13 protein-coding genes and 1 tRNA gene are annotated in these 12,638 nt (G+C 66.6%); 11 read left to right on the forward strand and 3 right to left on the reverse strand.

Going from position 1 to position 12,638, the window contains the following annotated elements; all coding sequences use genetic code 11:
• Nucleotides 1–3 precede the first annotated feature (3 nt).
• Together ABRP34_RS18815 and ABRP34_RS18820 are read right to left on the reverse strand one after the other, a co-directional pair.
• Entirely contained in the window at nucleotides 4–558 is a 555-nt protein-coding gene (locus ABRP34_RS18815) for a DUF6314 family protein (protein ID WP_353711319.1), read from the reverse strand.
• Between the two features lies 1 nt (nucleotide 559).
• Nucleotides 560–632 (reverse strand) — tRNA-Arg (locus tag ABRP34_RS18820).
• On the opposite strand from ABRP34_RS18820, the gene ABRP34_RS18825 reads away from it, so the two are divergent.
• Nucleotides 606–1,502 carry a hypothetical protein gene (locus ABRP34_RS18825; RefSeq protein ID WP_353711320.1) on the forward strand — a complete coding sequence of 299 codons (897 nt, stop codon included), beginning with the start codon at nucleotides 606–608 and terminating at the stop codon, nucleotides 1,500–1,502. The genes ABRP34_RS18820 and ABRP34_RS18825 overlap by 27 nt on opposite strands.
• Here the strand turns inward: ABRP34_RS18825 and ABRP34_RS18830 are convergent.
• Nucleotides 1,499–2,143, reverse strand: a complete 645-nt coding sequence (locus tag ABRP34_RS18830) for a hypothetical protein (RefSeq protein ID WP_003804629.1) — start codon at nucleotides 2,141–2,143, stop codon at nucleotides 1,499–1,501. The two genes, ABRP34_RS18825 and ABRP34_RS18830, sit on opposite strands and share 4 nt — an antisense overlap.
• Before the next feature lie 88 nt (nucleotides 2,144–2,231).
• Between ABRP34_RS18830 and ABRP34_RS18835 the strand changes: the two genes are divergently transcribed.
• The 10 genes from ABRP34_RS18835 to ABRP34_RS18880 all read left to right on the forward strand — a co-directional run bounded on the left by ABRP34_RS18835 (nucleotide 2,232) and on the right by ABRP34_RS18880 (nucleotide 12,635).
• Nucleotides 2,232–3,080: an inositol monophosphatase family protein gene (locus tag ABRP34_RS18835; RefSeq protein WP_353711321.1), complete on the forward strand. Its 849-nt coding sequence runs from the start codon at nucleotides 2,232–2,234 to the stop codon at nucleotides 3,078–3,080.
• Between the two features lie 110 nt (nucleotides 3,081–3,190).
• Nucleotides 3,191–5,734, forward strand: coding sequence for a DNA helicase PcrA (gene pcrA / locus ABRP34_RS18840; RefSeq protein ID WP_353711322.1), 2,544 nt, complete (start codon nucleotides 3,191–3,193; stop codon nucleotides 5,732–5,734).
• A gap of 56 nt (nucleotides 5,735–5,790) precedes the next feature.
• On the forward strand, nucleotides 5,791–6,477 hold the full coding sequence (locus ABRP34_RS18845) for a hypothetical protein (RefSeq protein ID WP_353713406.1): 687 nt from the start codon (nucleotides 5,791–5,793) through the stop codon (nucleotides 6,475–6,477).
• Nucleotides 6,478–6,700: 223 nt separating this feature from the next.
• Complete coding sequence (gene sucC, locus ABRP34_RS18850; protein WP_003804621.1) at nucleotides 6,701–7,867, forward strand: ADP-forming succinate--CoA ligase subunit beta; 1,167 nt, start codon at nucleotides 6,701–6,703, stop codon at nucleotides 7,865–7,867.
• Between the two features lie 30 nt (nucleotides 7,868–7,897).
• The gene (gene sucD / locus ABRP34_RS18855) at nucleotides 7,898–8,800 is read left to right on the forward strand and encodes a succinate--CoA ligase subunit alpha (RefSeq protein WP_003804619.1); all 903 of its coding nucleotides are present in this window, start codon (nucleotides 7,898–7,900) and stop codon (nucleotides 8,798–8,800) included.
• Between the two features lie 184 nt (nucleotides 8,801–8,984).
• Nucleotides 8,985–9,344, forward strand: a complete 360-nt coding sequence (locus tag ABRP34_RS18860) for a metalloregulator ArsR/SmtB family transcription factor (RefSeq protein ID WP_353711323.1) — start codon at nucleotides 8,985–8,987, stop codon at nucleotides 9,342–9,344.
• Nucleotides 9,341–9,814: an SRPBCC family protein gene (locus ABRP34_RS18865; protein WP_353711324.1), complete on the forward strand. Its 474-nt coding sequence runs from the start codon at nucleotides 9,341–9,343 to the stop codon at nucleotides 9,812–9,814. The genes ABRP34_RS18860 and ABRP34_RS18865 overlap by 4 nt, the downstream gene beginning before the upstream one ends.
• Nucleotides 9,815–10,046: 232 nt before the next feature.
• Entirely contained in the window at nucleotides 10,047–10,451 is a 405-nt protein-coding gene (locus tag ABRP34_RS18870; RefSeq protein ID WP_353711325.1) for a tautomerase family protein, read from the forward strand.
• 223 nt (nucleotides 10,452–10,674) lie between these two features.
• The gene (iolC, locus tag ABRP34_RS18875) at nucleotides 10,675–11,688 is read left to right on the forward strand and encodes a 5-dehydro-2-deoxygluconokinase (RefSeq protein ID WP_353711326.1); all 1,014 of its coding nucleotides are present in this window, start codon (nucleotides 10,675–10,677) and stop codon (nucleotides 11,686–11,688) included.
• Nucleotides 11,685–12,635, forward strand: a complete 951-nt coding sequence (locus ABRP34_RS18880; RefSeq protein ID WP_353711327.1) for a deoxyribose-phosphate aldolase — start codon at nucleotides 11,685–11,687, stop codon at nucleotides 12,633–12,635. The genes iolC and ABRP34_RS18880 overlap by 4 nt, the downstream gene beginning before the upstream one ends.
• Nucleotides 12,636–12,638 lie beyond the last annotated feature (3 nt).

Raw genomic sequence — 12,638 nt, forward strand, 5'->3', positions numbered from 1 at the left:
AGCCTAGCCCGTCTGCGGCCGCGGCGGTTCTGGCAGCCGCCGCAGGACTGACTCCAGCAGCAGGTCCTTGCGCGGGCCGGTGACATCCCAGACGTAGCTGAACTCGTTCTCGCCGTGGCACACGTAGGTGACGCGGTAGGTGTCCGGATCGCACCAGTGCCGGTCCTGGCTGGCCTCCGGCGAGAAGCTCATCCGGTGGAAGGGGCGCCCGTCGGGAAACAGCATGTCCATGGCGTCCGGCGTGTCGGCGGGCCTGAGCAGGTAGTCGCGGGTGGCCGGGCCGGTGAAGGTGTCGCCTTGCTCTGCCGGCAAGTCCCCGGCGGGCCACTTCACTGAGGGCCAGACCACGGTCCCTTCCTCGTGGAAGTGGAGCCCGCCGTCGCCGTCGGGGGAAAAGATCACGACGCCGGTGAAGGTGCCGCGGGTGCCGGCGGCCCGGTCCAGCAGGGTCCGTTCCACGGACCAATGCCCTGTCTGGGCACGGCCGGGGGATGCGGGGTCAGCCGGCGTTGTGCCCAGCAGATAGTCGCGGAGTCCGGGCGGGTGCTGCAGATTCAAGTGCCCTCGATTGGAATCGAACCAACGACACCGGCTTTAGGAGAGCCGTGCTCTATCCACTGAGCTACGAGGGCGGGCGCCCGCCGCTGCCGGGTTTTGGACCGGCCCGTTCGGGCACGCTTACAAGCATACAAGGTGACGGCGCGTACTACGCTCTTGGCATGGCCGCCGCAGCTCAAGTCCCTTTCGCCCGGGCAACGTTCCTGCCAGACACCGCCTCCACGCGGCAGTACATCGGGGCATGGGCGGTGCTCAGCGTGGTCCAGTATTTCGTGGCGGAGGCGGCGGTCATCGGCGCCTGGGCCGGACCCGACCCCTACAGCCGTCGGACCGGCCTCATCAGCGACTTGGGCGCCGTGAGCTGCGGCGTCTTTGACGGCCGCAGCATCTGTTCGCCTCTGCACGTACTGATGAATTCCTCCTTCGTGGTGCAGGGCCTGGGCATGCTGCTGGGCGCGCTGCTGCTGAGCTCGGCGCTGCTGCGGGTGGCTGCCCGGGCCGGCGTGCGGGTGGCGGCAAGCCACTCCGGTGAAGTGCCCTGGTACTCGGCGGTGGCGGCGCGGATCCTCACCGGTGCCGCAGGCACAGGCACGATCATTGTGGGGCTGGTCCCGGAGGACCTGGAATCGGGCTGGCACTACGCCGGGGCCGTGATGTACTTCATCGCCGGCTCCCTGGCGCTGCTGCTGCTCGGCGCCTTGTGGTTCCGCCAGTCGCCGCTGGGCTGGTTCGTTCTGGCCTCCGGCGGGGTGTCCGCGGCCGCGCTCGTCGCGGCGGCCGTCACCGGCCTGGACGTCCCCGAGCCGGGAACCCTGGAACGGCTGATGGGCTATCCGATCACCATCGGCCTCGCCACCGCCGGCCTGGTCATCGCCCAGCGCGTCCGGCAGGAACGGCAGGTGCGCAGGGCGCTCGCCCGGGCCCGGGCTGCCCGGAGCGCCTAGGCTTCCTGCTGCGCCGCCGGTTTCTTCGAGGACCGGCGCCCCAGGAGAACGGCGGCGCCGCCGGCGATAAGGCTGGCCACGAACAGTACCCAGCCGGCCACGGTGAGGCCCGACGCCAAGGCGACCTGGCCGGCGTCGAGGTTTACCGCCGCGATCATGGAATCAATGGTGACGTTGCCCCACAGCCGGACCACCACGAACAGCAGCGGCAGCGCCCACAGCGCCCATCGCAGCGCCTTCCGGGCCACGTTGGTGCCGATCAGCAGCAGCCAGGTGAAGCCGAAGATCAGCGGAAACAGGGTGCCCGCCGTCTTGTGGACGTAATTGAGCTGGCCGCGGCCGTCGGCGTCCAGGGCGCGGCGGAGCTGCTCGGCGTAGCCGGTGTCGAAGCCGCCGACCAGGGAATCGGGCATGGCCAGCCCGCCGGACAGCTGGGTGAGCTGGTTCAGGGTCAGCAGGTGGACGTACCAGAACAGGAAGAGGCTGGCCACCACGCCGGCGATGACAATCAGGCTGGCGTTGTTCTGCGCCTTCGCGGGAGTCCGGTCCGTGCCGGGGTTGATCACCGGCGGCAGGTGGTGCTGGGGTACTGCGGCCCTCGCGCCGTGCTTCTTGATCCGCTGTGCAGGTGTTTTGGCCATGTGCCCATTATCGCCCAGAGCACACCAGGCCCGCTGTGCACCGCCGCCTGCTGTGCAGGGCGTGCCCGGCGCCGATAGGGTGGGAACCGTGACGGAACTGGGCAAACACAAACTGGGCAGACACAGCGCCACCAACCTGAGCCCCGAGCTCGACGACTATCAGCTGGCGGCCGAACTGGTCCGCGAGGCCGGGCAACTGGCGCTGCTGATGCGGCAGGGCGGCCTGGACGCCCAGCGCAAGACCTCAATCTCCGACGTCGTCACCGCCGCAGACCATGCGGCCGAAGCGTATGTGCTGGAGCAGCTGCAGCGCTGCCGCCCGGACGACGGCGTCCTGGGCGAAGAAGGCGCAGCGGTGCGCGGCAGCAGCGGGCGGACCTGGGTCATCGACCCGGTGGACGGCACCTACAACTTCCTGCAGGGCTCCACCTACTGGTGCTCCGCCATCGCCCTCAAGGACGAATCCGATGTGCTGCTCGGCGCCATATTCCAGCCGGAGGAGGACAAACTCTGGATCGGCGGCAAGCAGCGCGCCACCACCCTCAACGGCGATCCCGTCACCACCTTCAGGGAGGACGGAACCAACCGCAACGCCGCCGACCTGTCCCACCTCGGCGCCGCCACCTATATCCACCCGCGCTGGCTCTCCGACCCGATGTGCGCCATGCCGTGGCACGCCGCCGCGACGTCGGCCGCGACGCTGCGGATGCTCGGGTCCGGGTCGTGCGACCTCGGCCGCGTCGCTGACGGGCAGCTTGGCTGCTGGTTCCAGCACAGCTGCCCCGAATGGGACTGGCTTCCCGGGAAAGCGATCGTGACGGCCGCCGGCGGCGTCGCCTGCAGCGTCCACGTCAACGGCCTGGAATGGTTCATGGCGGGAGGAACGACGGCGGTGCACCAGCTGCGTGCCGCCCTCGAGTCGGGCTCTGTCGACTAGATTTCCTCCGGCTGGATCTGACGTCCGGAACTCCCCGCGGACCTGCCCGCACCGGGTTATCCACAGGGCGGAATCCGGTGTCAGCCCCACCGCCTAGACTTGTAGTCACCATGGATATGTTGTTTGACCCCTACGCTGACGGTCCGTTCAAGGCTGGTTCCCACGCCGGTGCCATCACCAAGTCGCGCCCCGAAACAGGGCTGATGACGCCCGCGTTCGGCGGCGGCCCGGGTGAATCCGCGCCCCGCCCGGCAGCTGGCCCCGCGGCCGGACCGGCTGGCGGGAGCCCGGGAGAGGAGCACGCCCGGCACCAGCTCCCTGATGCCGGGGCGCTGCTTGCCGGCCTGAACCCGCAGCAGGAGGAAGCGGTCAAACACTCCGGCAGCGCGCTGCTGATCGTGGCCGGTGCAGGCTCCGGCAAGACCCGTGTCCTCAGTAACCGGATCGCCTACCTGATTGCCACCAAGCGGGCGCACCACGGCGAGATCCTGGCCATCACGTTCACCAACAAGGCCGCCGCGGAAATGCGTGAACGCATCGAGGCCCTCGTGGGCGCCAGGGCCAAGGCCATGTGGATCTCCACGTTCCACTCGTCCTGCGTGCGGATCCTGCGGCGCGAGGCCGCCAACGTCGGCCTGAACTCCAACTTCTCCATCTACGACTCCGCCGACTCCCTGCGGCTGATCACGCTGGTGGCCAAAAACCTGGACCTGGATCCCAAGAAGTTCGCGCCCAAAGCCATCCAGCACAAGATTTCCGCGCTCAAGAACGAACTGATCGACGACGACTCCTTCGCGTCCGCTGCCAACCACAGCGACCCGTTCGAAAGCGCCGTGGCAGATGTCTTCAAGGGCTACACCCAGCGGCTGCGCCAGGCCAACGCCATGGACTTCGATGACCTGATCGCGCAGACCGTCTACATGTTCCGGGCGTTCCCGGCACTCGCGGATTCCTACCGGCGCCGGTTCCGGCACGTCCTGGTGGACGAATACCAGGACACCAACCACGCGCAGTATGCGCTGGTCCGGGAAATCGTCGGCGAGGGGACGGGGGCGGCGGAACTGACCGTCGTCGGCGACTCGGACCAGTCGATCTACGCGTTCCGCGGCGCGGACATCCGGAACATCGTGGAGTTCGAGAAGGACTACCCCGCCGCCCGCACCATCAAGCTGGAGCAGAACTACCGCTCCACCCAGAACATCCTGAGCGCGGCCAACTCCGTGATCTCCCGCAACCCCAACCGCCCCGAGAAGAGGCTGTGGACGGCCGAGGGCGAAGGCCACAAGATCATCGGCTATGTGGGCGAGAACGAGCACGACGAAGCCCAGTTCATTGCCAAGGAAATCGACCGGCTCCAGGACGAGGACAACCTCCGCCCCGGCGACGTCGCCATCTTCTACCGCACCAACGCCCAGTCCCGTTCCATCGAGGACGTCCTGGTGCGCGTCGGGTTGCCGTACAAAGTGGTGGGCGGCACCAGGTTCTACGAACGCAAGGAAATCAAGGACGCCCTGGCGTACCTGCGCGTGCTGGTCAACCCGGACGACGACGTCAACCTCCGCCGTGTCCTCAACGAACCCAAGCGCGGGATCGGGGACCGGGCCGAGGGTGCCGTGGCGGCCCTCGCCGAGCGGGAGCGCACGTCTTTCATGGCTGCGGCCCGCCGCGCCGACCAGGCGCCCGGCATGGCCACCCGCTCCGTCAACGCGGTGCTCGGCTTCGTGAAGCTTCTGGACGACCTCGCCGAGGTCGCCGCAGGTTCCGGCGCCGCGGCCGCGCTCGAGGCGGTGCTGGAACAGACCGGCTACCTCGCCACGCTGCGCTCCAGCAACGATCCGCAGGACCAATCCCGGGTGGAGAACCTCGCCGAGCTTGTCGCCGTCGTCCGTGAATACGAGCGCGACAATCCCGAAGGATCCCTGGGCGCCTTCCTCGAGCAGGTGTCCCTGGTGGCCGACGCCGACCAGATCCCGGACGCCCCCGGCGCGGACATCGACGCCGCGGTGGCTGAAGCCAAGCGGCTGGGCGTGGTCACGCTCATGACGCTGCACACGGCCAAGGGCCTCGAATTCCCCGTGGTGTTCCTGACCGGCATGGAGCACGGGCTCTTCCCGCACCAGCGTTCCGCAACGGACCCCAAGGAACTGGCGGAGGAGCGCCGGCTCGCCTATGTGGGACTGACGCGCGCCCGGAAGCGCCTGTACGTCACGCGTTCCGAGGTCCGCAACATGTGGGGGCAAAGCCAGTACAACCCGGCCAGCCAGTTCCTGGAGGAAATCCCCTCCGAACTCGTCGAATGGAAGCGCGAAGGCACCAGCCGGCAGGCCGGCGGCTGGGGGAGCGGCGCCGCCATCGGATCCAACCGGTACAGCGGATCCTTCTGGGGCGCCGGATCGCCCCGCGGCACCAGGGCTGATTCCTCCGCGGGCTTCAACGCCGACGTCCCGGCCGCCGTCGCGAAAAACCGGGTGCAGCCTCAGAAAGAAGTCATTGCGGTCAGCGTGGGGGACAAGGTCAACCACACCAGCTTCGGCAACGGCACTGTGCTCGCCGTCGAAGGCGCCGGGGACAAGACCGTAGCGAAGGTGAAGTTCGACGTCGGTGAGAAGCGGCTGCTGCTCCGTTACGCGCCGCTGACCAAGATCGACGCCTGAGCGTGGCGGTGCGGCGCCTGGCTCGCGTTGCTGCGGGCCGGGGTCTGCTGGTCTCGATGGCCCTGGTCCCGGTGGCCCTGTTGTCGATGACCCTGGCCGGCTGTTCGGTAACCGTGGCGGATCCGGAGTACACCGCTCCGCCGCCGCTGCCTTCCCTGGAACAGCTCAAACAGGCACCGCTCACAGACCCGGCGGGGTTCGCCGCAGGGGAAGACGTGCTGGCGTTCGTCACCGCGGACCGGAACGTGGTGTGCGCCCTCACCTCGGCCCGCGGACCCCATCTGAATCTGCCCTACGAAACCAACAGCTTCAGCGACTCCGACAACCAAAAACTGGCGACTGTGCCCGTGGCGCACTGCGAGCTCGCCGTGTATCCCGCGCCGGCACCAGCGGACATCGGTGACGACTGCTCGGGCACCGGACTCGGATATCTGGGCGGTGCTGCCCTCCTGACGCCAAGCCGGGCCGGGTACGGTGAATGCCGGTCCGGCGTCACCCAGATGGAGGCCGAATACGGGCCGATGGGCACGCGCAACGGGCCCATCTCCAAGCTTCCCGTTCTGCCCGAGGGCGGCAACCTCGAACGGAACGGCCTGCGGTGCTCCGCATACCGCTCCGGAGTGGCCTGCGGAAACGTCTCAGGCGGCGTCGGCTTCTTTATCAGCCGGGATCATTACGAACTCATCTCCGCGAGCGGCAAAAACGTCCAAACGGCGCCCGCCGAGGCCTCAAAAACCCCGTAATCCCGGGGTTTTTCTACGCTCCATAGAATAGTGTCCTTACTCACAGAACAGGTAGTCTGGAACGGGCCGGTCCCTCCAAAGGACTAGAGTTCCCACAGGAGCATTGCGCCGCGTGGCTCGTTTCCGGACCTGCCGCAGGGCGCCTTAATTCCGCAGCCCGGTCCGCACCTTTTGGTGTTGTCCGGCTGTACAGAAACTACTTCGACGTAGAAGGACACAAACCGTGGACCTGTTTGAATATCAGGCGCGCGATATGTTCGAAGCGCACGGTGTACCCGTGCTCGCCGGCATCGTGGCGCACACCCCTGAAGAAGCAAAGGCAGCTGCCGAGAAGATCGGCGGCGTAACTGTCGTCAAGGCACAGGTTAAGGTCGGTGGCCGCGGCAAGGCTGGCGGCGTCAAGGTTGCCAAGTCCGCCGACGAGGCACTTGAGCACTCCACCAACATCCTGGGCATGGACATCAAGGGCCACACCGTCAACAAGGTGATGATCGCCCAGGGTGCGGACATCGCCGAGGAATACTACTTCTCCGTCCTTCTGGACCGGGCCAACCGCAACTACCTGGCCATGTGCTCGGTAGAAGGCGGCATGGAGATCGAGCAGCTCGCCGTTGAGCGGCCCGAGGCCCTGGCCAAGGTAGCCATCGACCCCGCCGTGGGCATCGACCAGGCCAAGGCTGATGAAATCGTCGCAGCCGCCGGCTTCGCTGAAGAACTGCGCGGCAAGGTCGCCGGCGTCATTCTGAAGCTCTGGGACGTCTTCAAGAAGGAAGACGCCACCCTCGTGGAGGTCAACCCGCTGGTCAAGACCGGTGCGGGCGAGATCGTTGCCCTCGACGGCAAGGTCACCCTCGACGAGAACGCCGAATTCCGCCACCCCAAGCACGCCCAGCTTGAGGACAAGGAGTCCGCAGATCCGCTGGAGGCCAAGGCCAAGGCGCAGGACCTGAACTACGTCAAGCTGGACGGTGAAGTCGGCATCATCGGTAACGGTGCTGGCCTCGTCATGTCCACCCTGGACGTCGTCGCCTACGCCGGCGAGAACCACGGCAACGTCAAGCCCGCCAACTTCCTGGACATCGGCGGCGGAGCCTCCGCCGAGGTCATGGCCGCAGGCCTGGACGTCATCCTGGGCGACGAGCAGGTCAAGTCCGTGTTCGTCAACGTCTTCGGCGGCATCACCGCCTGTGACGCTGTTGCCAAGGGCATCGTGGGCGCGCTGGCCGAGCTGGGCCACTCCGCCAACAAGCCGCTGGTTGTCCGCCTCGACGGCAACAACGTCGAAGAGGGCCGCCGCATCCTCGCCGAGGCCAACCACCCGCTGGTTACCCTGGCCGCCACCATGGACGAGGGCGCCGACAAGGCCGCCGAGCTCGCCAACGCCCGCTGATCGAGCCTGTCGAGATCTAGGAAAGAAAACATGTCTATTTATCTGAACAAGGACTCCAAGGTCATCGTCCAGGGCATCACGGGCGGCGAGGGCACCAAGCACACCGCCCTCATGCTCAAGGCCGGCACCAACATTGTGGGCGGCGTTAACGCCCGCAAGGCCGGCACCACCGTCCTGCACGGCGAAAACGAGATCACCGTTTTCGGCACCGTCAAGGAAGCCATGGCAGAGACCGGCGCCGACGTCTCCATCGTCTTCGTCCCGCCGGCATTCACCAAGAACGCTGTCGTTGAAGCCATCGAGGCCGGCATCGGCCTGGTCGTCGTCATCACCGAAGGCGTGCCGGTTCAGGACTCCGCCGAGTTCTGGGCACTGGCACAGTCCAAGGTCGACGCCGACGGCAACCAGGTCACGCGCATCATCGGACCGAACTGCCCCGGCATCATCACCCCGGGCGAGGCTCTCGTTGGCATCACCCCGGCAAACATCACCGGCAAGGGCCCCATCGGCCTGGTGTCCAAGTCCGGCACGCTGACCTACCAGATGATGTACGAACTGCGCGACCTCGGCTTCTCCACGGCCATCGGCATCGGCGGTGACCCCATCATTGGCACCACCCACATTGACGCCCTGGCTGCGTTCGAGGCTGACCCGGAGACCAAGGCCATCGTGATGATCGGCGAAATCGGTGGCGACGCCGAAGAGCGTGCCGCCGACTTCATCAAGGCCAACGTCACCAAGCCGGTTGTCGGCTACGTGGCTGGCTTCACCGCGCCGGAAGGCAAGACCATGGGCCACGCAGGCGCCATCGTCTCCGGTTCCGCCGGTACCGCCCAGGCGAAGAAGGAAGCCCTCGAGGCTGCAGGCGTGAAGGTCGGCAAGACGCCGTCCGAGACCGCCAAGCTGCTGCGCGAAGTCTACGCAGCGCTCTAAGCACCACCCCAGGCAACGCGGGGTCGCTCCCAGCCCAATCCACCCCCCGGATTGGGCGCAGGGTGACCCCGCGTTTCTTCGTTTAACCCCTTGTCTGTCAGCGAGGCGAGGTCTATGGTGTTTATCAACCAGATGGTTGATAAACAATTAGGTTGATTATAGAGCCAGGGCAATGACAGTGGACATGAGCAATGACGACGACCTATTGGATGCGGCCTTCCTGGCCCTGTCGGATCCGGTGCGCCGCCAGCTTATCTCCCGGCTTAGCCGGGGGCCTGCCACCGTCAATGAACTGGCCGAGCCCTTCGCGATCTCCAAGCAGGCGGTCTCGAAGCACATCCAGGTCCTCGAGCAGGCGCAGCTGGTCACGCGAAGCCGTGACGCGCAGCGCCGGCCCGTGCACCTGAACCCCGCACGGCTCGAAGCACTTACCGCGTGGATCGACCAGTACCGGCTGGTCCGCGAGGCGCAGTTCCGCAGTCTCGATGCCGTACTCCGCACCAACACCGCCCCACACGGCAGTAGTCAAAAGGACAGACAATGAGCAACGCGCTGAAACTCACCGTTCCCGACGGCGTCCCGTTCATCGATTTCGAGCGTGAGTTCGATTTCCCGGTCGCCGAGGTGTTCCGTGCCCACAAAGAACCGGAGCTGATCACCCAGTGGCTGGGGCCGCGTGGGACCAATGTGGACATCGACCACTATGACTTCCGCAGCGGCGGCAGCTACCTGTACAACCACACTGGCCCCGATGGCGTGTCCTACGCGTTCAGCGGCATCTTCCACACTGTCCGGGAAAATGAGTTTGCCATCCAGACTTTTGAGTTCAGCGGCTACCCGGACATCGTCAGCATCGAATTCATGAACTTCGAGGATCTCGGCGGCGGCCGATGCAGGCTCCGCGGCCACTCGGTCTATCCCACCATGGAGGCCCGCGACGGCATGGCCCAATCAGGCATGGAAAGCGGCCTGAGCGACGGCTACGAGCGGCTCGAGGAGGTGCTGGCCAGGTAGGGCCTGCACCGCAACCACATCGTCCGACGGCGGCCGGTGACCTTCACCCTGAAGGTCACCGGCCGCCGTCGGCCGTTTAAGCCGGGCCCGCGCCCGAGTATGTAGCAGCAGATGGCGTTTTGAGCGCTCAGAACGCCATCTGCTGCTACCTGCTTGGGCGGACGAACACGAAAACCTTGCGCGCCGCCGATGCTTTGATAGTATGTCAGGACAAACTATCAAAGGAGGGCATATGCCACTCGTACGAATCGACGTTCACTCTGGGCGCAGCCAGGACGAACTCAACCGCCTCAGCCAGGGCATCCATGATGCCATCCTGGCCGAGTATGGCATCCCGGAGCGCGACTACTTCCACATTGTCACCGAACATGCGCCGGGCCAGATTGTGGCGCAGGATGCGGGCCTCGGATTTGAGCGCACCCGCGACGTCATCATGATCCAGATCTTCACCCAGGGTGGGCGCAGTCAGGAGGCGAAGCAGAGCCTCTTTGCGGCAGTGGCGGCGAAGCTGGCGGGGCTGGGGGTCGCCGGCGAGGACGTTTTCATCGGATACGTCGAGAACACGGCGGGAGACTGGTCCTTCGGGTTCGGCCGCGCCCAGTACGTTACCGGCGAGCTCGCCGTCCCGAAGAAATAAGTGCGGAAATAGCACCCCTGTCGACCCGTGTCGGCAGCTCCGCAACGCGCGGTTTTGGAGCGAGTTCTGCTTGTTGTAAGTATGTCAGTACAAACTTTTGACAGGACATAAATTCTAGGGCACAGTAGTTCATGTGGTCCCGCTCACGGGGCCGCGGAACGCCGGAGCCTTGGCCGTTCGGCTGCTTAGAGGTTGAGATCCAAAAGAAAGGTCCACGATCACCGTGACCCACGAACTGCTCACGATCGGGCGAATCAGCGTTGATATCTACCCGAATGACATCGGGGTGGGGCTGGAGGATGTCACGTCCTTCGGCAAGTACCTCGGCGGCTCGCCATCGAACGTTGCTGTTGCAGCCGCCCGCCATGGCCGCCGGACCGGGGTCATCACCCGTACCGGCGATGACCCGTTCGGGCAGTACCTGCACCGCGAACTGGAGAAGTTCGGCGTCGACGACTCCTTCGTCAGCCCGGTCCCGGGGCTCCAGACGCCCGCCACGTTCTGCGCCATCCAGCCGCCGCATGATTTCCCGCTGTACTTCTACGGCCGTTTCCCGACGGCGCCTGACCTGCAGATCAAGGCCGACGAGCTCGATACGGACGCCATCCGCAACGCCGGGATCTTCTGGTCCACGGTCACCGGGCTGTGCCAGGAGCCGAGCCGCGAAGCACACATCAAGGCCCACGAAGCACGGCCCCGCACCGGCCTGGCGGAAGGCCAGTACACCGTCCTGGACCTCGACTACCGCCCCATGTTCTGGGCCTCCGAGGAGGAAGCCCGGGAGCAGGTGGCCCGCATCCTGCCGCACGTCACTGTCGCGATCGGCAACGACCAGGAATGTTCCGTGGCCGTTGGCCCGGGCAGCCCGGATGAACAGGCGGACCGCCTGCTGGACGCCGGCGTGGAAATCGCCGTCGTCAAGCTCGGCCCGGAAGGCGTGATGGCCAAGACCCGCACCGAGCGCGTGGTCTCCGCCCCCGTCCCGGTGGAGACCGTCAACGGTCTGGGTGCCGGCGACTCCTTTGGCGGCGCCTTCGTGCATGGCCTGCTCTCCGGCTGGCCGCTGGCCCAGGTCCTGGACTACGCGAACGCTGCCGGCGCCATTGTTGCCTCCCGGCTGTCCTGCGCGGATGCCATGCCCACCCCGGCTGAGGTCACCTCCCTGCTCGCCGAGCGCGGACGGCTTGTTCCCGGTGCTGTTCCCGGCACCCCCATCCCCGAAGGAGCGGCCCTGTGAGCCTCAACCCCGGCACCACGACCCTCGCGGTGGATGACAACCCCCGCCGCTACGAGCACCTGAGTAGCATCCGGCTCGAAGACCCGGACGCCGTGGCCCGGGCAGCCAAGGCCCGCCGCCGCCACCCCGGCCTGAAGTACGGCAGGCAGAACTTCATCGTCGCCGCCGACCACCCGGCCCGCGGAGCCCTCGCCGTCGGCAACGACCCCGTGGCCATGGCCGACCGCCGCCAGCTGTTGGACCGGCTGCAGATTGCACTGGCCAACCCGGCAGTGGACGGCGTCCTGGCGTCCCCGGACATCATGGACGACCTGCTGCTCCTGGGGGCGCTGGAGGGCAAGCTCGTGTTCGGTTCGATGAACCGCGGCGGCCTCACCGGCCTGGTCAACGAATTCGACGACCGTTTCACCGGTCACACCGCCGCGGCACTGGAAGAGCTGGGCGCGGACGGCGGCAAGATGCTGACCCGCATTTGCCTCGGTGACCCGGACACCGTCTCGCTGCTGGAGGCTACGGCGAAGGCGATCGATTCGCTGGCCGAGCGCAGGCTCATCGCCATGGTGGAGCCCTTCCTGTCGGTTCGGGAGAACGGCCGGGTCCGCAACGACCTGTCCCCGGACGCCGTCATCAAGTCGATTGCCATCGCCGAGGGTCTGGGGTCCACCAGCGCCTACACCTGGATGAAGCTGCCCGTTGTGGCCGAGATGGAACGCGTCATGGCCGCCACCACCATGCCCACCGTGCTGCTGGGCGGAGACCCGGCGGGCACCCAGGATGAGGTTTTCGCCACCTGGGGAGCCGCCCTCGCCCTCCCTGGCGTGCAGGGACTCACCGTCGGCCGGACCCTGCTGTACCCGCAGGACGGCGATGTTGCCGGCGCTGTCGCCGCGGCCGCTTCGCTCCTCCACCACACCGCATCAGCCCACACAGCAGAAGTATCGGAGTAAACG

The sequence above is a fragment of the Arthrobacter sp. K5 genome (assembly GCF_040448525.1).
GTDB lineage: Bacteria > Actinomycetota > Actinomycetes > Actinomycetales > Micrococcaceae > Arthrobacter > Arthrobacter globiformis.